Source organism: Streptomyces sp. NPDC091282 (genome assembly GCF_044757385.1).
In the GTDB taxonomy this organism is placed as follows: Bacteria; Actinomycetota; Actinomycetes; order Streptomycetales; family Streptomycetaceae; genus Streptomyces; species Streptomyces gramineus.
On sequence record NZ_JBIVUX010000002.1, the window covers coordinates 1002949 to 1021176 of the forward strand.

Genomic DNA, 18228 nt, shown 5'->3' on the forward strand with positions numbered 1-18228 from the left:
GGTCAGCGTGCCGGTGACCGTCAAGGAACCGTCAGCGGCGCGTCAGGACGGCGGGGGGGGACGACGTGACGGACAGGCCCGCGCCCGAGCGGTACCTCGACGGCTACGACCGCATACTGGCCGAGGTGTCGGCCACCGGCCGGCGCCTGACCCGGGAGGAACTCTCCTCCCGGCGCGCCCTCGGCGAACAGGCCGCCACGGCGGGCCACGGACTGCGCACCATGGTCAGCGCGCACCTCACGGCGGCCCGCACGGCCTGGCCGGCCGCCGCCGGATCCGCCGACGAGGCGCTCGCCGCCGTCCAGCAGGTCGTGGACGCCTTCACCGAGGGCTTCGAGCGCGCCCAGCTGCTCGCCGTGCGCCAGGAGGAGGCGGCCCGGCGGGAGTTCATCGACGACCTCCTGTACGGCCGCAGCGACCTGGGCCGTCTCGCCGAACGCGCCGAGCGGTTCGGCCTGCGCCTGTCCCACGCCCACGCGGTGGCCGTCGCGGAGGGCGCCGGCGCCTACGGCGAGGGCGATGCCGTGCCCCGGCAGGTGGAGCGGGCCGTCATCGGGCGGTTCGGCGACCGCAGCGTCCTGGTCACCACCAAGGACGGCCGGCTGGTGTGCGTCGCGCCCGGCCACCAGGCCGACGTGCTCGCCCACTTCGCCAAGCAGGCGCACGCGGCCACCGAGGGCGGCCGGGTCGCGATCGGCCGCCCGCAGCCCGGCGCCGGAGGAGTCGTCCAGTCGTACGAGGAGGCGCTCAACGCCCTCGAACTGGCCGCGCGGCTCGGCCTCGACGAGCCGGTGCTGCGCGCCGCCGACCTGCTCGTCTACCCCGTCCTCACCCGCGACCGGCAGGCCATGGCGGACCTCGTCCTGGACGTCCTGGGCCCGCTGACCACGGCGCGCGGCGGCGCCGTGCCCCTTCTGGACACCCTCACCGCCTACTTCGACTGCGGCTGCGTGGCGACCGAGGCGGCCCGCCGCCTGTCCCTGAGCGTGCGCGCCCTGACGTACCGCCTGGACCGCATCCACCAGCTCACCGGCGCCGACCCGGCCGATCCGGCCCACCGCTACGCGCTCCAGACCGCGGTGATCGGCGCGCGCCTGCTGGACTGGCCCGCCACCGCCCTGTGACGCGCGCCGCGCACCGGCTCGCCGCCGGGACCATGCAGAAACGCTCCCGCGGGCATCGGGCCCACGGGAGCGTTCCCTTGTACCGCCTGCCGCGCGAAGGGTGAGAAGACGATCACGAGGCAGGACGTGGCGGTGGCTCAGGGAGCCAGCAGCAGGACATCCGCGCGGGACTTGGCGGCCTCGTAACGACGGGCCACGTCCTGCCAGTTGACGACGGCCCACATGGCGTCGATGAAGTCGACCTTCTGGTTCTTGTACTGCAGGTAGAAGGCGTGCTCCCAGGCGTCGAAGACCAGCACCGGCACCGCGCCCTGGCCGACGTTGCCCTGGTGGTCGTAGACCTGCTCGACGACCAGCCGTCCGCTCAGCGGCTCGTAGGCGAGGACACCCCAGCCGGAGCCCTGGGTGGTGGCGGCGGCCTTGGTCAACTGGGCCTTGAAGCCCGCGAAGGAACCGAAGGACTCGGTGATCGCGTCGGCCAGGTCGCCCACGCCGTCGGCGGCCAGCGGCTCGCCGCCGCCGTCCTTCGGGCCGGTCATGTTCTGCCAGTAGATGCTGTGCAGGATGTGCCCGGACAGGTGGAAGGCCAGGTTCTTCTCCAGGCCGTTGATCGACCCCCAGGTCTCCTTGTCCCGCGCCTGCGCCAGCTGCTCCAGGGTGTCGTTGGCGCCCTTGACGTACGCGGCGTGGTGCTTGTCGTGGTGCAGCTCGATGATCTCGGGGCTGATGACCGGGGCGAGCGCCGCGTAGTCGTACGGAAGCTCCGGGAGCGTGTACACCGGCATGTCCAACGTCCTCCGACTTAATTGCGAATGATGTGCAGCTGCACGCTATCAGCAATAAGCCGTTCCGCCGAGGAGGCGTCCCGTGACGGGTCAGCGGGTCAGCCGGCGGCGGTGAGCGCCTGGAGGGCGGAGGCCTGGGTCCGCCAGTCGGTCTGGTTGGGGCCGGCACCGGCCCAGCGCTCGCCGAGCGCGTTGAGGGAGGTGCGGTCCCGCGCCCACAGGGTGTCGGCCTGCTTCTGGAGGTAACTCCGGTACGCGGCGGCCCCGGTGGCGGACGCCAGATCGGCGAGGTTGCGCACGAAGATGCCCTTGAACTGCTTCTGGTTGTCGTCGCAGGACGCCGAGCCGACGTCGCAGGACTCGGTGAGCACGCCGCCGACGGTCAGCGGCTGCCCGGCGATCGCGGCGTCGGCGAGGGTCCGCGCGGTGGCCAGCAGGGAGGCGTCGCCGGTCGACCGCCACAGTTCGGTGAACCCGCCGATGGCCAGGCCCTGGTTGTAACTCCACACGGTGGAGCCGTTGTTGGCGCACGACGAGGTGAGTCCGTCGTTGACCAGACCCGCCGGGCCGATCAACCCGGAGGCCCGGTACCAGGCCGCCGACGTCTTCGCCCGCTGGAGCCAGACGGTGTCGCCCGCGAGGCGCTGGTGCAGTGCGGTGGTCAGCCACAGGTACTGGCCGTTGGTCACCGCGTTCTTGTAGGTCCGCTCCCGGTCCCACCACACGCCGCCCCCGCAGGTGCCGGTGTCCCAGTACTGCTGGACGTAGTCGGCGATGGTGACCGCCTCGTCGAGATAGCGGGCGTCGTGGGTGTAGTCGTACGCGTCGATCCAGGCGATCGCCCACCAGGCGGAGTCGTCGACGGCACGGCTGACGAAGTCGCCCTCGATCGCGTCCGAGCTGCGCGTGCCGGCGGCGAAGACACCCTTGTTGCGGTCGAAGGTGCGCGCGATGACCCAGTCGTAGTCGTGCGTGCCGGAGGCCCGCGCGAAGTCGACGACGGCGGTGAGGGTGGCGGCCGAGTTCCACCAACTGCTCGGCCACCAGCCGTTGTAGGGGTCGTAGGACGCCATCAGCGTGTCCGCCGCCGCGCGCGCCCTGGTCGGCGCGGGCCTGGCCCACGCGGTGCAGCTGCCCTCGTTGTGGCTCGTCTCCCGGCCGCAGGCCCGGACCGCGCCGCCGTACAGGAGGCCGCGTGGGTCGCGGGTGGCGTACATCGCGGTGCGGGTGCCGGTGGCTCCCGAAGGGGTCGCGGTGCGGCCGAGGGAGGAGCCGTCCGGCCAGGTCGAGCCGCCGTCCCAGGAGCGGTCGAGCCAGATCTCGTCGCCGGCGCCACCGCCCTCGACGCTCGCCCAGGCCGTGGAGTTCTTCTGGTCGACGTGCAGCCGGACGGTGCGGCCGTACAGGGTGGCGGACGGGACCGGCTGGTCGTCGCCGGACGCCCGGTCCGCGCCGGTGCCGTCGCAGAGGGTGTCGCAGACGGTGGGGTGGACCCAGTTCGTGCAGCCGACGCCCGCCGCGTCGCCGCAGGCCCGGACCAGGCCCCGGCGGTGGCCACGGGGATCGGTGATGTTGTACATCAGCGTCCTGGTGCCGGTCCAGGTGCCCGGGATGCTCGCCTTGCCGAGCAGCCCCTCCCAGGTGGTTCCGCCGTCCCAGGAACGGTCCAGCCACACCGAGTCCCCGGTCACGCCGTCGTCGATACTGGCCCAGGCCATGTCGTCCGCGTCGGAGACGTGGAGCCGCAGGCGGCGGCCGTTGAGGTCCTTGTCCGGCACGGGGAAGGTCTCCTGGCGGGCCTGCGAGGGGTCCAGGGTGTCGCAGGCCAGGACGCAGACCTGGGTGGCGGCGGCCGCGGGCGGCGCGGCCGGGACCAGGACGGCGAAGGCGAGCACGACCGCCGCGAGGAGACTCGGCGGACGGACGGTGACAACGATGTCTGAGCTGCGTGCGGACACCGGACTCGCCTCGATTCACGGTGGGGGACGACGGTCGGCGCGTGTGACGGGGGCGGGGCTCCCGCGGAGCCGGGCCGGGTTCGAGCACTGGTCCCTGCCTGTCTGCGTGGCAGTGAACCGATTTGGCGGGTCCCTGTCAATGGCGCGCGCGGGAGCGGCCGACCGTGCGCCGGGAGGCCGTCGCGCCCGGAACGGATCCGCCGGGCGCGCGCATCGGCCGCCGGGTCACTCGGGGTGGGCCACCGCCTCCCGCTGGAGCTGCACCGCCGCGAGCAGACTGAGCGTCGGCTCCGCCTGCCGCAGGGCCTTCACCGCGGCGACGGACGTGATGTCCCCGGAGAACCCGGTGGCGGCCAGCCGGGAGCGGACCCAGCGGGCGCGCAGCAGGGCCTCGGTGTCCGAGGCGGTGGACCGCACGAGCGCGGCGGCGCGTTCCAGGCCCGGGCGCTCCTCGGGCGAGGCGTCCGCCAGCGCCTCGCGCAGGGCCGCCGCGACCACGTCCGCGTCGCGGATGGTCAGCACGAAGGTGTTCTTCTTGCTCAGTCCCGTGATTCCTGTCATGCGGACCAGCCTGACGGGCACGCCCACGGGTCACCAAGCGACTTGAGGAGCCTCAGAGGTGCGGGCTCCGCCGCGGGACCGCCGCCCGCGCCGGGGCCCGACCGGCCCTGCTGCCGCCCGCCCGGCTCCGCGGCGGGCGCACTCTTTCGGCCAAAGCCTTTGCGCGGGCGGTCCTCCCGGTGCTGGGGTGGCGGGATGACCGAGCACGATGAGGCGGCGGGCGTCCGGCCGCGGACCCTGGCCTGGGTGAACCGCCGGCTGGAGGCAGGTGAACGGATCGTCGGGACCGAGGTCCTGCACGGCGGCATCACCGCCGAGATACGGCGGCTGACCGTCGGCACCCGGGACGGCGGCACCCGCTACCTGGTCCTGCGGACCTTCGCCGACCCGGCGTTCGCGGCGCACGCCGAGGGCATGCTCCGCCGGGAGGCCCGCGCCCTCGCCGTCCTCGCCGGGACCGGTGTACCGGCCCCAGGACCGGTCGCGGCCGATCCGGCCGGCACGCACTGCGAGTTTCCGTCCCTGCTGATGACGCACCTGGCAGGACGGACGGTCCTGGACGACGTGGGGCTGGAGGCGCGCCTGCCGCCGCTGGCCCGTCAGCTCGTCGCCGTGCACGCGCTGCGGCCCGCCGAACGCCCGCCGGTGTTCGAGCCGTGGACGACCGCCGACGCCGTGGTTGCTCCCGACGGCGCCGACGCGGCGGCCTGGGCCGCGGCCACCGACGTGATCCGCCGGCCCGCGCCGTCCTACGAAGGGCGTTTCCTGCACCGGGACTTCCACCCCGGCAATGTGCTCTTCGACGTGGTGTCCCCTGGCCCGGACGCTCCCCGGATCACCGGGGTCGTCGACTGGGTGGAGACCTCCTGGGGGCCCGCGGACCTCGACGTGGCGCACTGCTCCACCAACCTCGCGCTGCTGCACGGCCCGGTCTGGGGGCTGCGGTTCGCGGAGCTGTACGAGGAGGCCGGCGGGGTGCCGGCCTCGACCGCGCGGGAACGCCTCTACTGGCGGCTGCAGGACGCGCTCGCGTTCGCGGCAGCCGCGCGGTCGGCGGCCCGGCCGTGGCGGCGCGCGGGACGGACGGAGCTGACGACACGGGCCGTGGAGCGGCGCCTGGACGCCTACGTGACCGCCCTGCTGGACACGCGGGCCTGAGCCGCCGTACGGAACCGCCAGTGATCATTGTCTCGTGCGCCGGTCCCGGCACCCGCGCCGCTCCCCGGGCGGCACCCGGACCCGCCGCTCCCCGGCCCGGGACGAACTCACCGAAAACCCATGGCCCGCCCTGTCGTTGAGATCATGGGTCCGGGTACCGGCCGGCAGGCGGCCGGTACGCGTCCGGTCCCGGTGTGCCGTACGCGACACGTACGGGGACACAAGGGGCCGCCGTTCCGGGGGAGGTACTGTGTTCGAGGCTCGAACGGTCCTCCGCGAGAAGCGCGGTGGCCACCGCGATGGGCAAGTCACCCGTCTGAGCCGCCTGCACGCGACCTCTGAAGATGGAGCCGATGAACGTGTCGACCGGCGGCAGACGGCTGCGCAGCCGTGCCGCCATAGCAGCCTTCGTCTGTGCGATCGCCCTGTTACCGGGACCGAGCTTCGCGGCCCCGGGCGCACCCGATCCACGGAACGACCAGTCGATCGAGGACATCCACAACGAGCTGAACGGCCTCTACCGCGAGGCCGAGGTGGCCACCGAGGCGTACAACACCGCCGACGTGAAGGCGACCGCGCAGGAGAAGCGGCTGGCGTCGCTCCACAAGGAGCTGGCCCGCACCGAGAACCGGCTGGACGACCTGCACACCCTGGTGGGGGTGGCCGCCCGCACGCAGTACCGCGGCGGCAACCTCGACGCGACGGGTATCCAGCTGCTGCTCGGCGACCATCCCGACCAGGCCCTCGAACAGGCGGCCCAGGCACGCCAGGCCATGCGGAACCTCGTCAACGTCTCCGAGACGCAGAAGAGCGCCCGCGCGGAACTGGACCGGCAGACCGACGCAGCCACCGAGAAGCTGCGGGAGCTGAAGGACAGCCGCGCGGACAAGGCCGGGGCGAAGGCGAAGATCGAGAAGAAGATCGCCGAGGCCGAGCGGATCGAGGCGGGACTCAAGCAGGAACAGACGCGCAAACTGGCGCAGTTGGAGAAGGAGGAGGCCAAGGAGGCCACGTCCAGGTGGACGGGCCCCGGTTCCGGCACCACCACCGGTACCGGCTCGGGCGGCGGCGGGACGAAGGCGACCGGCGCGGCCGCGCGGGCCGTCGACTTCGCGATGGCCCAGATCGGCAAACCGTACGTGTGGGGCGCCGTGGGCCCCTCGTCGTACGACTGCTCGGGACTCACCTCCACGGCCTGGGCGGCGGCCGGGCACCCCATACCCCGTACCTCGCAGGCGCAGTGGCAGGGGCTGACCCGGGTCAGTCTGGCCTCCGTGCAGCCCGGGGACCTGATCATCTACTACGACGCCACACACGTGGGCATGTACATAGGAGGCGGACGGATCGTGCACGCCCCGCGACCCGGACGTACGGTCACCATCGCGCCGGCCGCCTCCATGCCCATCGTCGGTGTCGTCCGACCCGGAGTCTGAACGGATGACCTACTCGCTGACCCCCCGCAACGAGGGAAACCTGCCCGCGCTCAGCGCACCGCCGCTGATCCGGCTCGACGCCTATGTGGCCGAGGACGGGTCGACGGTGGTCAACGGCCATCTCCTGGAGATGGGCGGCACGCGGCCCCCCAACGAGGCGATACTCGACGCCATCGCCATGTTCGCCCGCACCCTGCGGGCCCCGGTGGCGGCCACCGTCATCGACCGGACCGTGCAACAGGTGGCGCGGCTGCGGGTGTACCCCGACGGCTCCAGCCGGACCATCGCCGACGAGGAGGACCTGCCGCCGGGGCGTGAGCGCACGGCCGCGGAGGAGGAGTCGTTCCCGCCGCTCGCCCGCGTCGAGCGGATCATCGAGCACGCGCAGCGCCAGGAGCTGCACGCGGCGTTCGTCCTGGCCAGCGCGTTGCGGGAGCACCTCACGCTGCGCCGGGGCGCGGAGGACGAACTCTCCCTGGAGGCGCGGGCGATCGAGGCGTACCTGGCCTACCAGCGCGGCGACTACATGCTCTCCACCGTGCTCGCGCTGACCGTCGCCCGCATCCGCTGCCGCACCGATCTGAACCGGGCCGCGCCCGAGGTGGCCCGTGCCACGGCGGCCTGGCAGCGGCTGGACGACGAGGCCCAGGTCGCCACCCGCGGACAGGAGTTGCTGCACATGTGGGAGCACCTGTCCACGGGCGGTGTGCTGCTGGAGCCGTCCCACCAGGCGATGGCGAAGGCCGTCCGGAGCCGGCTCGGCCGGGGCGGGCGGTCCGTGCCCGCCGCTCCGGCCGCGACACCGGCGCTGACCACGGGGCAGGAGCCGGCCGCTCCCGAGGACAAGCCCCTCAAGCCGACGCGGCGGGGGCTCAGCCGCTTCACCCGGTGGCCCGGCCGGTCCGCCGAGTCGTCCTAGAGCGGCGGAGCGGCGGCCCGGCGGGCGAGGGGCCGAGGAGTGCGGCGCGGCGGGCCGGGAGCGATCCGGCCCGCCGCGCACGCGTTCGCCGGGAGGCGCGGGGCCGGGTGAGGCCGGGGACCGCGGCGTCCGGCGGGTTCCGCGACGGGTGTCCGGCACGTCCGGCCCGATGCGGCGTTTCACGGCTTTTCTCCCGTTACTCTCTGCCGTGTCCCGCACATGATCAGGCCGCCAGGCGCAAAGGACCCGGATGTCGTCAGAGCTCATGCACACCAAAAAAGAGCCGATGAACTGCGACTTCGACGCGCTCGCCGCCGACGGGCACCGCTGGCGGGCGAGCGGTGCGGCCGTGGTCGCGGTCGTGGCGGCCGGGGGCGTGCTCGGCGCCGAGTCGCGCTATGCGGCCTCGCGTCTGTGGCCGCAGGACCCCGGCGTCTTCCCTCTCACCACGTTCGCGGTCAACGTGACCGGCTGCGCGGTGATCGGGGTGGTCCTGGTCCTGCTCAGCGACATGCGCGCGCCCAGCCGCCTGCTGCGGCCCTTCCTGGCCACCGGAGTGCTCGGCGGCTTCACCACCTTCTCCACCTTCGCCCTCGACAGCCGGCAGCTGATCGACGACGGGCACCCGGGCACGGCGCTCCTCAACGTCTGCGGCACCCTGGCGGCGGCGCTGGCCGCCGTGACGCTCGCCGCGGTCGGCACCCGCAGGCTGCTCGCACCGCGGAGCGCGCCGCGATGACGGGCTGGCTGTGGGTGGCCGTCGGGGCGGCGGTGGGGGCACCGGCCCGTTTCCTCATCGACAAGCGGGTGCAGGGCCTGTACAGGTCCGTCTTCCCGTGGGGCACGCTGGCGGTCAACGTCCTGGCCTGCCTGGTCATCGGAGCGGTGGCGGGCGGCGGCGGCGCGGCCGAACAGGCCGTCGGGATCGGGCTGTGCGGCGCGCTCTCCACCTACTCGACCTTCTCGTACAGCTCCCTGCGTCTGGCCGAGGACGGGTTCGGCTTCCTGGCCGCCGCCAACGTGCTGGTCTCGGTCACCGCGTGTCTGGGCGCCGTGTCCCTCGGCTTCGCCCTGCGGTAGCCGCGCGCCGGCGCCGGGCCCGGGTCAGAGGGTGAGCAGTTCCTCGTAGAAGCCGCCGAACTCCCGCCCGCGGTCGACGAGGTGGATCTCCAGGATCCAGTGGCAGGTACGGCCCGCCTTGTCGGTGCGGCGCAGGGGCGTGTCGTTGGCGGGCGCGATGTACGACTCGGTGTCCGCGCCGTCGATCGTCTCGTGCGGGAACTCGCCGACCAGGTGACCGGCGTGCCAGCCGCCCAGCTCCCAGCCGGCCTCGGTGGCCAGCCGCTCCACCTCGGCGTACAGCTGCTTCCCGGTGATCCGCGGGTCGGCCTCGAAGAACCGCCTGCCGGCGGCGAAGACCTCGGGCAGGTCGTCCCGCAGCCGCCGCTTGACCGGGTCGTCGCCGAGGACGAAGGTCCGCCCGAAGTCGGCCTCGTACTCCTCGAAGATCGGCCCGAAGTCGGCGAACACGATGTCGTCCGTGCCGATCACGCGGTCCGGCGGGTTCTCGCGGTACGGCTTGAGGGTGTTCGGGCCCGAGCGCACGATCCGCTTGTGCCAGTGCCGGGTGGTACCGAAGAGTTCGTTCGCCAGGTCGCGGACGCGGTCGCTGACCGCCCGCTCCCCCTCGCCCGGCGCCACCAGTCGCCGCCGCTCGATCTCGGCGAAGAGCCGCTCGGCCTTCGCCTGGGCTTCCAGCAGCCGGGCGGCCCGGGTGGATTCGTCATCAGCCATGACAGGGAACGTAGGTTCGGCCGCACCGGTGAGTCAAACACATTGCACCCGGCCCGCCGCGTCGCCCGTCCGGACGGCCTGCCGGGGTGTCCGTCCCCGATCTGCCAGGGCCGGACGGGCGACGGCCTGGCGGATGCGAGTGGGGGCGCGCCGCAGGTCACGGAAGCGGCTAGTTTGTGGTCCGGCGGTCACGCACATCACGACAAGTCACCCCTGTCCCCTTTCTCTCCGTCTGTGAGGCGCTTCGTCATGAGCCTGAGCATCCGCAACCAGATCCCCGGCACCGTCACCTCCGTGACCCCCGGCGAGGTGATGGCGACCGTGAGGCTGCGACTGGACGGCGGCCAGGACCTCACCGCCGCGATCACCCTGGAGGCGGTCAAGGAGCTGGGGCTGGCCGAGGGGTCGGCCGTCCGGGCGATGATGAAGGCCACCGAGGTGGCCCTCGCCACCGGCCCGGTGACCGGCCTGTCCATCCGCAACCGGCTGCCCGGCACGGTCAGCGACGTGGCCCTGGGCGGGGCGATGGCGACGGTGAAGGTGAGCGTCGACGGGGGCGAGCTGACCTCGGCCGTCACCAGGGACGCGGTGACCGACCTCGGCCTGGCACCCGGCTCGCCGGTCGTGGCCCTGATCAAGTCGACCGAGGTCTCCCTCGCCTCCGTGTGACCTCGCGGGCGGTGCGGGGCCCGGCCGGAGCGCGGTGCGAGGGCCCGTCCGCGGGCGCGCGCCGCGCCCCGGTCCGGCCGTATGCCGTGTGAGCGCCTACGCTCACGGGGAAGGCAACCGTCACCAGGGCACCGGCGAGGAGAGGGCATCCGTATGGCGAGCGACCGACCGGGCGCGGCGGAGACCGCCGGCCGGATTCCGCCCGGCCAGCGCCTGGTGCACGGCTGGCCGGTGTCGCACTACGGTCCGGTCCCCCGTTTCCGCCCGGAGCGCTGGAACCTGCGGGTCTTCGGCGCCACCGCCTCGGGCGCGACGCACGAGTGGGCGTTCGACGACCTCGCCACGCTGCCCCACGTGACGGTCGTCGCCGACCTGCACTGCGCGAGCGGCCCGACCTCCACCGGCCACGAGTGGTACGGCATCCCGGCCGCCACCGTCCTGGACCTGGTCCCGCCGACCGCCGGGGTCACGCATGTCATGGCCTGGGCGGAGTACGGCTTCTCCGCCAACCTGCGCCTCGCCGACTTCACCTCGTCGCGGACCCTGATGGCCACCCATCACGACGGCGAACCGCTCACCGCCGAACACGGCTTCCCGCTCCGGCTGGTCGTCCCCCACCTGTACGGCTACAAGAGCCCCAAGTGGCTGCGCGGCATCGAGTACATGACCGCCGACCGGCGCGGTTTCTGGGAGGAACGCGGCTACCACAACATCGCCGACGCCTGGAAGCAGCAGCGCTGGTCCTACCAGGAGGCGGAGGACGACGGGCCGGCTCCCGCCGCTCCCTAGCCGCCCGGCCGGGACGGGCCGGGGTCAGGCGGTGCGGCCGGCCGCCCGCCGCAGTGCCTCGGCGACCGCGTACGGGATGTCGTCGACCGGGAACAGCACGTCGCGCACGGTCCGTTCGGCGTCGACGACCAGGATCAGGCGCTTGTGGCGCAGCCGTCCCGCGCCGCGGAAGGCGGGCAGCCGCAGGGCCGCCGCCAGCCGGTGGGCCGCGTCGGAGAGCAGCGGATAGGGGATCCGTTCCGCGCGGGCGAACTCCGCCTGCTCGTAGGGGAGTTGCGTACTGATTCCACGCAATGCCACGCCCGCCGCCCGGAAGTCGGGCCAGGCGTCGCGGAAGAGCCGGTTCTCCAGCGTGCAGCCGGCGGCGCCCGGGATCGGCGGCTCGCCCCATTCGATCCCGGTGCCGGGATAGGTGAACAGCACGGTCGCCGGGGCGTCCGGCGCGATCAGCGGGACGTCCGGGCCCTGGGCGGCGGGCAGTTCGAGGCCGTCCGGCAGGCGGGTACCGGTCAGCGCGTGGACGCGGGCGTGTTCCGCGCCGTCCTGTCGCGCCGTCGCGGTGAGGCCGCCGTCGCCCAGCACCCAGCGGTCGCCCCAGTCCTGCATCGCGACGAGCAGCGGCAGCAGCGCGGCACCGGCGTCGGTGAGCAGGTACTCGTACCGCACCGGCCGGCGCTGGTAGAGGCTGCGGTGCAGGACACCGTGGGCGACGAGCCTGCCGAGCCGTTCGGTGAGCACCTTGCGGGACAGGCCGATCTCGGCGGCCAGCGCGTCGAAGCGGACATGACCGCGGGCGACCTCGCGCAGCACCAGGACGTTCCACCAGTCCCCCAGGACCATCGCGGCCTGGGCGGTGCCGCAGGTCTCGTCAGCGTTGTGCATCCTCATGCGCCCATAGTAAGTTCCTTTTCGGGACTCACTTTGTTTCCAGATGGAACTTACTGCCCGTCAGCGCACGGGCCCAGCGTGAGGAGTGCACCGTGACCGCCATCAGCCGGGTCGTCGCACGCGAGATCATCGACAGCCGGGGCAACCCCACCGTCGAGGTCGACGTGGAACTCGAGGACGGCTCACTGGGCCGCGCCGCGGTCCCCTCCGGCGCCTCCACCGGCGCCCGCGAGGCGGTCGAACTGCGCGACGGCGACCCGGCCCGCTTCCACGGCAAGGGGGTCCGGCGCGCCGTCGACGCCGTGAACGAGGCCGTCGCGGACGCCGTGACCGGACTCGACGCCGAGGACCAGGCGGTCGTCGACCGCACGATGATCGACCTGGACGGCACCGAGACCAAGTCGCGTCTCGGTGCCAACGCCCTGCTCGGCGTCTCGCTGGCCACCGCCAAGGCGGCCGCGGCCGCCCACCGCCAGCCGCTCTACCGCTACGTCGGCGGAGTCGACGCCCGGCTGCTGCCGGTGCCGATGATGAACATCGTCAACGGCGGCGCCCACGCCGACAATCCGCTGGACTTCCAGGAGTTCATGATCGCGCCCATCGGCGCGGCCACCTTCGCCGAGGCGGTCCGCATGGGCTCGGAGGTCTTCCACACCCTGCGCGGCAGCCTGCTCGCCGCCGGCCACAGCGTGAACGTGGGCGACGAGGGCGGCTTCGCCCCGGACCTGCGTACCGCCGAGGAGGCCCTGGAGTTCGTGGTCCGCGCCATCGAGCAGTCCGGCTACAAGCCCGGCACCGACATCACGCTCGTCATGGACCCGGCCAGCTCGGAGTTCTTCCACGACGGCGTCTACGACTACAGGGGCGAGGGCGTCCGCCGCACCCCCGCCGAGCACGCCGACCACCTCGCCGTCCTCGTCGACCGCTACCCCGTGGCCTCGATCGAGGACCCGATGGCCGAGGACGACCACGCCGGCTGGCGGGACCTGACCGCCCGGCTCGGCGACCGCTGCCAGCTCACCGGCGACGACGTCTTCTGCACCAACGAGACGCTGCTGCGCGCGGGGATCCGCGACGGCATCGCCAACTCCGTCCTGGTGAAGGTCAACCAGATCGGCACCCTCACCGAGACCCTCGGCGCGGTGGCCGCCGCCCACCGCGCCGGGTACACGGTGGTCATGTCCCACCGCTCCGGGGAGACCGAGGACACCACGATCGCCGACCTCGCCGTCGCCACGGGCTGCGGCCAGATCAAGACCGGTTCGCTGTCCCGCTCGGACCGCACCGCCAAGTACAACCAGCTCGTGCGGATCGAGGAGGAACTGGGCGCGCAGGCCCGCTACGCGGGACGGGAGGCCCTGGGGCTGCGCCGCTGACCCGGCGCGGGGCCGGGCGCGGGCACGCCGGGGTCAGGGGCGCGGGAATCCCGGCATCAGGGACAGGGACTGCGGGGTGATCTCACCCTCGCAGTGCCCGCACCCGGACTCCATCCGCAGCGGGTGGCCGCACTCGTGCCGGAAGGCGACGGCCGGGGTGTCCACCGCCCACCGGTCGCCCCACTGCAGCAGGCCGACCAGGACGGGGAACAGCTCCCGTCCCGCCTGCGTCAGGTGGTACTCGTGGCGGGGCGGGTGCTCGCTGTACGGGCGCCGCTCGATCACGCCCGCCGCTTCGAGCTTGCGCAGCCGGTCGGCGAGGATGTCACGCGGGGCGCCGGTGAAGCCGGCGATCTTCGCGAACCGGTGCACGCCGTACGCCATCTCGCGCAGCGCGAGCAGCGACCAGCGCTCGCCGACGACCTGCAGCGCGGCGGCGATCGAGCAGGGCCGCACCCCCACCGGCGCGCCCGCCATCACCGAGGGCAGCGGCTTGACGGCCGTCCCGGCGCCCTCCGTCCCCGACTCCCCGGCCTGCTGTGGCTGTACGTCCATGGGCCCACGGTACCTCCGGTCAGTTGTGTTTCACGACCCACTCGGGATAGCGTCGCGATCAGTAGGTAGGAAAATCAAACTCACTGTGAGGACGACATGTCCGTACCCGAGGGGGCCGCCACCTCCGCGCCCGCCGGACCGCCGACGGCCACGGAGCCGGTCCAGGACGCGGCCGCCCGCAGGCACGCGCTCCGGGTGCTGGTGCTCAGCAGCCTCGGCGCGTTCGTGGTGTTCCTGGACACCACCATCGTCAACGTCGCCTTCGAGACCATCGGGCGCAGCTTCCACGCCTCGGCGGGCCGTCTGGCGTGGGTGCTCAACGCCTACAGCCTGGTCTTCGCCGCCGTCCTCATCCCGGCAGGACGGCTCGCCGACCGCTACGGGCGCAAGCGCGTCTTCCTCATCGGGATCGCCGGCTTCGCGGTGACGAGCGCCCTGTGCGGCCTGGCGCCGGGCACCGGCACGCTCATCGCGGGACGGGCCCTGCAGGCGGCGTTCGCCGCCCTGGTCACCCCGACCTCGCTGTCCCTGATCCTCCCGGAGTTCCCGCCGTCCCGGCGGCCGGTGGCGATCGGCACCTGGGGCTCCATGGCCGCCGCGGCCGCCGCGCTCGGCCCGACCCTGGGCGCGCTGCTCACCCAGTACGCCTCCTGGCGCTGGATCTTCCTGGTCAACGTGCCGATCTGCGCGGTGATCACCTTCTTCGGCGTGCGGCTGCTGCGCGAGGCCCGCGACCCGGACGCCCACGGCCTGCCCGACCCGCTCGGCGTGCTGCTGATCGCCGCGACGCCCGCCGCGCTGAGCCTCGGCATCATCGAGGGACCGAAGTGGGGCTGGTCCGACCCGCGGGTGATCGGCGCGTTCGTGCTGGCGGCGCTGCTGCTTTCGGCCTTCGTCCTGCGCGACCGCGCCGCCGCGCGGCCCGTGATGGACTTCGCGCTCTTCCGGGTACGGCAGTTCCGGCTGGTCAACGCGGCGACCCTGCTGTTCGCGGCGGCCTTCTTCGGCATGCTGCTGAGCAACATCATCTTCCTGCAGACGGTGTGGCACTACTCGGTGCTGCGCGCCGCCCTCGCCACCGCGCCGAGCCCGCTGGTGGTCACCGCCGTGGCCCGCACCGCCAGCCGCCTCTCGCACACCTACGGGGCCCGCCGGGTGCTGACCTGCGGCGCGCTCTTCTGGGCGGCCGGTCTCACCCTCACCGCGGTGTTCGCCGGCGCCACCCCGCACTGGACCACCCACTGGCTGCCCGCGGCGCTGCTCACCGGACTCGGCGTCGGCCTCACGCTGCCGGTCCAGTCCGGAGCCGCCGTGCAGGCGCTGCCGCCGGGCCGGTTCGCGCTCGGCTCGGCGATCAACGCGAGCCTGCGCCAGCTCGGCGCGGTCCTCGGCATCAGCCTCTTCGTCGCCGTCCTCGGCACCCCCACCGCGGCCACCGCCGTCGACTCCTTCCACCGGGTCTGGTGGCTGCTCGCCGCGCTCGGCCTGGCGTCCGGGGCGCTGCTGTGGGCGCCGGGCCGCCGCGGCGCGCCCGCGGAGGCACCCGGCCGCTGAGACCGGCGGAACAAGATGTCGCGTGCCCCCGGAGCGTGCTGCTCCGGGGGCACGGGCGTGTCCGGGCACGCCGTGGAACGGCGGGCCGGGGCCGGTCCGGCCGGCGGCTCAGCGCGCGGGCGGCACCGGGAAGAGCATGCAGCTGCTGGTGGCGTGGGCGAGCAGCCGGTCCGTCGCGTCGACCAACTGCGCCTGCGCGAGGGCGGTCTGACGGCCCTTGCTGATCACCGTGCCGATGGCGCGGACCGTGCCGGTCTCCACGGTGATGCGGCGCAGGAACTTCACGGTCAGGTCGAGCGAGGTGTAGGCCATGCCCTGCGGGAGCGTGGACTGCACGGCGCATCCGGCGGCCGAGTCCAGCAGGACGGCGAAGATGCCGCCGTGCACGCTGCCGATCGGGTTGTAGTGCTCCTCGCCCGGCGTCAGCGAGAAGACCGCCCGTCCCGGCTCCACCTCGTCCAGGGCGAAGTCGACGGTGTGGTTGACCGGCGGCCTGGGCAGCCCGCCCGCCCGCAGCTCGCGCAGGAAGTCGATGCCGGCCATGCGTCCGGCGGCGTCCGCCAGGACCGCGGGGTCGTCCCACTGATACGTACGTGTCCGTCCCACGGCGCCGGTCCTCTCAGCTGACTTTTTCGAACGAAGCTAGCTTCCCTTCCGGCTGACTGTCAATGACGAAGCCAGGCCCCTACCATGGCGTCATGGAGTGGCTAGAGGCGAGCACGGAGAACTGCCCCGTCCAGCGCACGCTCGACGTGGTCGGAGAGAAATGGACGCTGCTGATCCTGCGTGACGCCGCGAACGGGGTCCGCCGCTTCGACGACTTCCACCGCCACATCGGCCTGTCGGAGGCGGTCCTCAGCGACCGGCTCCGCAAGCTGGTCGCGGCCGGCGTCCTGCGGACCGTGCCCTACCGGGAGCCCGGCAGCCGCGCCCGCAACGAGTACCGGCTGACCCGCAAGGGCTGGGACCTGTGGCCCGTCCTCGTCGCGCTCGGCCAGTGGGGCGAGACCTACACGCTCGGCCCCGGGGAGAGTCCGCCGCTGGACATCCGCCACACCGGCTGCCAGGCGCCGGTCCGCGTCGTCGTCCAGTGTTCCGCGGAGCACACCGCCCTCGCCCCCGACGAGGTCACGGCCCGCCCGGGACCGGGCGCCCGCCCGCGGTCGTAGGACACCGGCCCGGGGGTGCGGCCAGGCGCGGCGCCGGGGCGTGTCACCATCGGCGGGCCCGTGTGTGACCGTCCGCCCAGGAGATGCGCCCATGCCCGCCCGCCCGAGCCTGCTGTACGTGACCGACCTCGCCTATCCGGCACGCGGGCGCCGGTACGGCGACGAGGACGTGTTCCTGACCGCCCGGCTCCGCGCGGACTTCGACATCGCGCTGTGCCATCCGCGCGACACCATGGCCCTGATGGACCGCTTCGACGCCGTCGTGGTCCGCAACAGCGGCCCGGTGCTCCACTACCAGGAGGCCTACGACGCCTTCCGCGACCGGGCCGCCGCGTGCGGCACCCGCGTCTACAACCCGCTGCACGGCCGGGCCGACATGGCGGGCAAGGGCTACCTGCTGGACCTGACCGAGGCCGGGCACCCGGTCATACCGACCGTCGACCGGCCCGACCGCCTCGACCGCCTGCCCGAGAGCGAGCAGTACGCGGTCAAGCCCCGGACCGGTGCGGACTCCATAGGCCTGACCTTCGTCAGCCGCGACCAGTTGGCTGACCTCGCCTACGGCGACATCCTGGTGCAGCCGCGCATCGACTTCCGCCACGAGGTGTCCTTCTACTACGTCGACGACACCTTCCAGTACGCGCTGTACGCTCCGGACCCAGACCGCCGCTGGATCCTGGAGCCCTACGAGCCCACCGCGGCCGATCTCGCCTTCGCCCGGCGGTTCATCGACTGGAACACCCTCGACCACGGCATCCAGCGGGTGGACGCCTGCCGGACCCGGGAGGGCGCCCTGCTCCTCGTCGAGCTGGAGGACCTCAACCCCTACCTCTCCCTCGACCTGGTCGGCGACCGCGTCCGCGACGCGTTCGTCGGCCGCATGACCGACTCCCTCCACGCCTTCCTGGCGGCGGGACCTACAAGGCGTACAGGCCGGGCAGGTTGACCACGATCGCCTCCTGGGTGCTGCGCGCGATGACGACCACCGCCTCCTCGTCGGGATCCGGGTTCTCCTCCCGGTGCGGCACGAACGGCGGGACGAAGATGTAGTCGCCGGGCGAGGTGCGCAGCCGTACCTCCTGCGGCTCCGGTCCGGAGTCGTCCAGGAAGACGAACTCCGGGTGTCCGCCGACCACGTAGATCGCGGTCTCGGACTCGCCGTGGTGGTGGTCGGAGGACGCGGTGGCGGGCGCCACGTGGGTCTGGCCCATCCACAGCTTCTCGGAACCGACCGTCTTCCCGCTGACGGCCGCGAACCTGCGCATGCCGCCGGACTGCGCGGTGTCGCCGTCCAGGGAGTCGGCGCGGACGTGGTGCAGGCGGGTGCTCAGCGGCGCCTTCGGGTGGTCCGGACTCTTGTGGAGGTGCGGGTGGAAGCCTTCACCGGGGGTCGTCAGCGGCTCGCTCATGCCGTGGACGCTAGGGCGCCCGCGAAAAGGATGTCAAGAGGTGTCCATTGTGCTTCACCTGCGGCAATGTTCCCGCAACAGTCCGAG

General features: G+C 73.2%; 20 protein-coding genes. 12 read left to right on the forward strand and 8 right to left on the reverse strand.

All coding sequences use genetic code 11. The annotated features are described in order from the left end of the window. The first annotated feature begins 65 nt into the window (after nt 1-65). Nucleotides 66-1124 carry a PucR family transcriptional regulator gene (locus ACIQOE_RS11560; protein ID WP_399011240.1) on the forward strand — a complete coding sequence of 353 codons (1059 nt, stop codon included), beginning with the start codon at nt 66-68 and terminating at the stop codon, nt 1122-1124. Between the two features lie 137 nt (nt 1125-1261). On the opposite strand, the gene ACIQOE_RS11565 is transcribed toward ACIQOE_RS11560, so the two are convergent. From ACIQOE_RS11565 to ACIQOE_RS11575, 3 genes are all read right to left on the reverse strand, one after another. Beyond that, nucleotides 1262-1909 carry a superoxide dismutase gene (locus ACIQOE_RS11565; protein ID WP_362647741.1) on the reverse strand — a complete coding sequence of 216 codons (648 nt, stop codon included), beginning with the start codon at nt 1907-1909 and terminating at the stop codon, nt 1262-1264. A 98-nt stretch (nt 1910-2007) separates the two neighbouring features. Beyond that, nucleotides 2008-3627 carry a glycoside hydrolase family 76 protein gene (locus ACIQOE_RS11570; RefSeq protein ID WP_401411579.1) on the reverse strand — a complete coding sequence of 540 codons (1620 nt, stop codon included), beginning with the start codon at nt 3625-3627 and terminating at the stop codon, nt 2008-2010. A gap of 465 nt (nt 3628-4092) precedes the next feature. After that, nucleotides 4093-4428, reverse strand: a complete 336-nt coding sequence (locus ACIQOE_RS11575) for a hypothetical protein (protein ID WP_351315764.1) — start codon at nt 4426-4428, stop codon at nt 4093-4095. A 195-nt stretch (nt 4429-4623) separates the two neighbouring features. Between ACIQOE_RS11575 and ACIQOE_RS11580 the strand changes: the two genes are divergently transcribed. From ACIQOE_RS11580 to ACIQOE_RS11600, 5 genes are all read left to right on the forward strand, one after another. Continuing rightward, nucleotides 4624-5586 carry a phosphotransferase family protein gene (locus ACIQOE_RS11580; RefSeq protein WP_401411092.1) on the forward strand — a complete coding sequence of 321 codons (963 nt, stop codon included), beginning with the start codon at nt 4624-4626 and terminating at the stop codon, nt 5584-5586. A 353-nt stretch (nt 5587-5939) separates the two neighbouring features. After that, on the forward strand, nt 5940-7019 hold the full coding sequence (locus tag ACIQOE_RS11585) for an NlpC/P60 family protein (protein ID WP_401411094.1): 1080 nt from the start codon (nt 5940-5942) through the stop codon (nt 7017-7019). Nucleotides 7020-7023: 4 nt separating this feature from the next. Continuing rightward, the gene (locus ACIQOE_RS11590; RefSeq protein ID WP_365577202.1) at nt 7024-7938 is read left to right on the forward strand and encodes a hypothetical protein; all 915 of its coding nucleotides are present in this window, start codon (nt 7024-7026) and stop codon (nt 7936-7938) included. A 250-nt stretch (nt 7939-8188) separates the two neighbouring features. Beyond that, entirely contained in the window at nt 8189-8677 is a 489-nt protein-coding gene (crcB, locus tag ACIQOE_RS11595; protein WP_351315775.1) for a fluoride efflux transporter CrcB, read from the forward strand. Further along, the gene (locus ACIQOE_RS11600) at nt 8674-9018 is read left to right on the forward strand and encodes a fluoride efflux transporter FluC (protein ID WP_401411097.1); all 345 of its coding nucleotides are present in this window, start codon (nt 8674-8676) and stop codon (nt 9016-9018) included. Before crcB ends, ACIQOE_RS11600 begins: the two co-directional genes overlap by 4 nt. Nucleotides 9019-9042: 24 nt before the next feature. Here ACIQOE_RS11600 and ACIQOE_RS11605 read toward each other — a convergent pair whose 3' ends face one another. Then, entirely contained in the window at nt 9043-9732 is a 690-nt protein-coding gene (locus ACIQOE_RS11605) for a M24 family metallopeptidase (protein ID WP_351315781.1), read from the reverse strand. A 249-nt stretch (nt 9733-9981) separates the two neighbouring features. Between ACIQOE_RS11605 and ACIQOE_RS11610 the strand changes: the two genes are divergently transcribed. Both ACIQOE_RS11610 and ACIQOE_RS11615 read left to right on the forward strand, forming a co-directional pair. Next, nucleotides 9982-10401 carry a TOBE domain-containing protein gene (locus ACIQOE_RS11610; RefSeq protein ID WP_365577200.1) on the forward strand — a complete coding sequence of 140 codons (420 nt, stop codon included), beginning with the start codon at nt 9982-9984 and terminating at the stop codon, nt 10399-10401. A 153-nt stretch (nt 10402-10554) separates the two neighbouring features. Then, nucleotides 10555-11190, forward strand: a complete 636-nt coding sequence (locus ACIQOE_RS11615) for a molybdopterin-dependent oxidoreductase (protein ID WP_401411099.1) — start codon at nt 10555-10557, stop codon at nt 11188-11190. 24 nt (nt 11191-11214) lie between these two features. Here the strand turns inward: ACIQOE_RS11615 and ACIQOE_RS11620 are convergent, their stop codons facing one another. Beyond that, nucleotides 11215-12078 (reverse strand): winged helix-turn-helix transcriptional regulator, encoded by an 864-nt coding sequence (locus ACIQOE_RS11620; protein WP_365561297.1) that lies wholly within the window; start codon nt 12076-12078, stop codon nt 11215-11217. A 92-nt stretch (nt 12079-12170) separates the two neighbouring features. Between ACIQOE_RS11620 and eno the strand changes: the two genes are divergently transcribed. Next, nucleotides 12171-13454, forward strand: a complete 1284-nt coding sequence (eno, locus tag ACIQOE_RS11625; protein WP_401411102.1) for a phosphopyruvate hydratase — start codon at nt 12171-12173, stop codon at nt 13452-13454. Nucleotides 13455-13487: 33 nt separating this feature from the next. Here the strand turns inward: eno and ACIQOE_RS11630 are convergent, their stop codons facing one another. Then, nucleotides 13488-14009, reverse strand: a complete 522-nt coding sequence (locus ACIQOE_RS11630) for a helix-turn-helix domain-containing protein (RefSeq protein ID WP_363018978.1) — start codon at nt 14007-14009, stop codon at nt 13488-13490. Between the two features lie 96 nt (nt 14010-14105). On the opposite strand from ACIQOE_RS11630, the gene ACIQOE_RS11635 reads away from it, so the two are divergent. After that, on the forward strand, nt 14106-15563 hold the full coding sequence (locus ACIQOE_RS11635; RefSeq protein ID WP_401411105.1) for an MFS transporter: 1458 nt from the start codon (nt 14106-14108) through the stop codon (nt 15561-15563). 108 nt (nt 15564-15671) lie between these two features. Here the strand turns inward: ACIQOE_RS11635 and ACIQOE_RS11640 are convergent, their stop codons facing one another. Continuing rightward, entirely contained in the window at nt 15672-16169 is a 498-nt protein-coding gene (locus tag ACIQOE_RS11640) for a PaaI family thioesterase (RefSeq protein WP_351940478.1), read from the reverse strand. Between the two features lie 92 nt (nt 16170-16261). Between ACIQOE_RS11640 and ACIQOE_RS11645 the strand changes: the two genes are divergently transcribed. Next, entirely contained in the window at nt 16262-16732 is a 471-nt protein-coding gene (locus ACIQOE_RS11645) for a helix-turn-helix domain-containing protein (protein WP_351315803.1), read from the forward strand. Between the two features lie 91 nt (nt 16733-16823). Further along, nucleotides 16824-17678: a hypothetical protein gene (locus ACIQOE_RS11650; protein WP_401411108.1), complete on the forward strand. Its 855-nt coding sequence runs from the start codon at nt 16824-16826 to the stop codon at nt 17676-17678. Here ACIQOE_RS11650 and ACIQOE_RS11655 read toward each other — a convergent pair. Further along, nucleotides 17650-18141: a cupin domain-containing protein gene (locus tag ACIQOE_RS11655; RefSeq protein WP_401411110.1), complete on the reverse strand. Its 492-nt coding sequence runs from the start codon at nt 18139-18141 to the stop codon at nt 17650-17652. The two genes, ACIQOE_RS11650 and ACIQOE_RS11655, sit on opposite strands and share 29 nt — an antisense overlap. Nucleotides 18142-18228: the final 87 nt, after the last annotated feature.

Bases quoted from the DNA above. Each gene is read 5' to 3' on its own strand.
- ACIQOE_RS11565 (WP_362647741.1), bottom strand. From the start codon at position 1,909: ATGCCGGTGTACACGCTCCCGGAGCTTCCGTACGACTACGCGGCGCTC.
- ACIQOE_RS11570 (WP_401411579.1), bottom strand. From the start codon at position 3,627: ATGGCCTGGGCCAGTATCGACGACGGCGTGACCGGGGACTCGGTGTGG.
- ACIQOE_RS11575 (WP_351315764.1), bottom strand. From the start codon at position 4,428: ATGACAGGAATCACGGGACTGAGCAAGAAGAACACCTTCGTGCTGACC.
- ACIQOE_RS11580 (WP_401411092.1), top strand. From the start codon at position 4,624: ATGACCGAGCACGATGAGGCGGCGGGCGTCCGGCCGCGGACCCTGGCC.
- ACIQOE_RS11585 (WP_401411094.1), top strand. From the start codon at position 5,940: ATGAACGTGTCGACCGGCGGCAGACGGCTGCGCAGCCGTGCCGCCATA.
- ACIQOE_RS11590 (WP_365577202.1), top strand. From the start codon at position 7,024: ATGACCTACTCGCTGACCCCCCGCAACGAGGGAAACCTGCCCGCGCTC.
- crcB (WP_351315775.1), top strand. From the start codon at position 8,189: ATGTCGTCAGAGCTCATGCACACCAAAAAAGAGCCGATGAACTGCGAC.
- ACIQOE_RS11600 (WP_401411097.1), top strand. From the start codon at position 8,674: ATGACGGGCTGGCTGTGGGTGGCCGTCGGGGCGGCGGTGGGGGCACCG.
- ACIQOE_RS11605 (WP_351315781.1), bottom strand. From the start codon at position 9,732: ATGGCTGATGACGAATCCACCCGGGCCGCCCGGCTGCTGGAAGCCCAG.
- ACIQOE_RS11610 (WP_365577200.1), top strand. From the start codon at position 9,982: ATGAGCCTGAGCATCCGCAACCAGATCCCCGGCACCGTCACCTCCGTG.
- ACIQOE_RS11615 (WP_401411099.1), top strand. From the start codon at position 10,555: ATGGCGAGCGACCGACCGGGCGCGGCGGAGACCGCCGGCCGGATTCCG.
- ACIQOE_RS11620 (WP_365561297.1), bottom strand. From the start codon at position 12,078: ATGAGGATGCACAACGCTGACGAGACCTGCGGCACCGCCCAGGCCGCG.
- ACIQOE_RS11630 (WP_363018978.1), bottom strand. From the start codon at position 14,009: ATGGACGTACAGCCACAGCAGGCCGGGGAGTCGGGGACGGAGGGCGCC.
- ACIQOE_RS11635 (WP_401411105.1), top strand. From the start codon at position 14,106: ATGTCCGTACCCGAGGGGGCCGCCACCTCCGCGCCCGCCGGACCGCCG.
- ACIQOE_RS11645 (WP_351315803.1), top strand. From the start codon at position 16,262: ATGGAGTGGCTAGAGGCGAGCACGGAGAACTGCCCCGTCCAGCGCACG.
- ACIQOE_RS11650 (WP_401411108.1), top strand. From the start codon at position 16,824: ATGCCCGCCCGCCCGAGCCTGCTGTACGTGACCGACCTCGCCTATCCG.
- ACIQOE_RS11655 (WP_401411110.1), bottom strand. From the start codon at position 18,141: ATGAGCGAGCCGCTGACGACCCCCGGTGAAGGCTTCCACCCGCACCTC.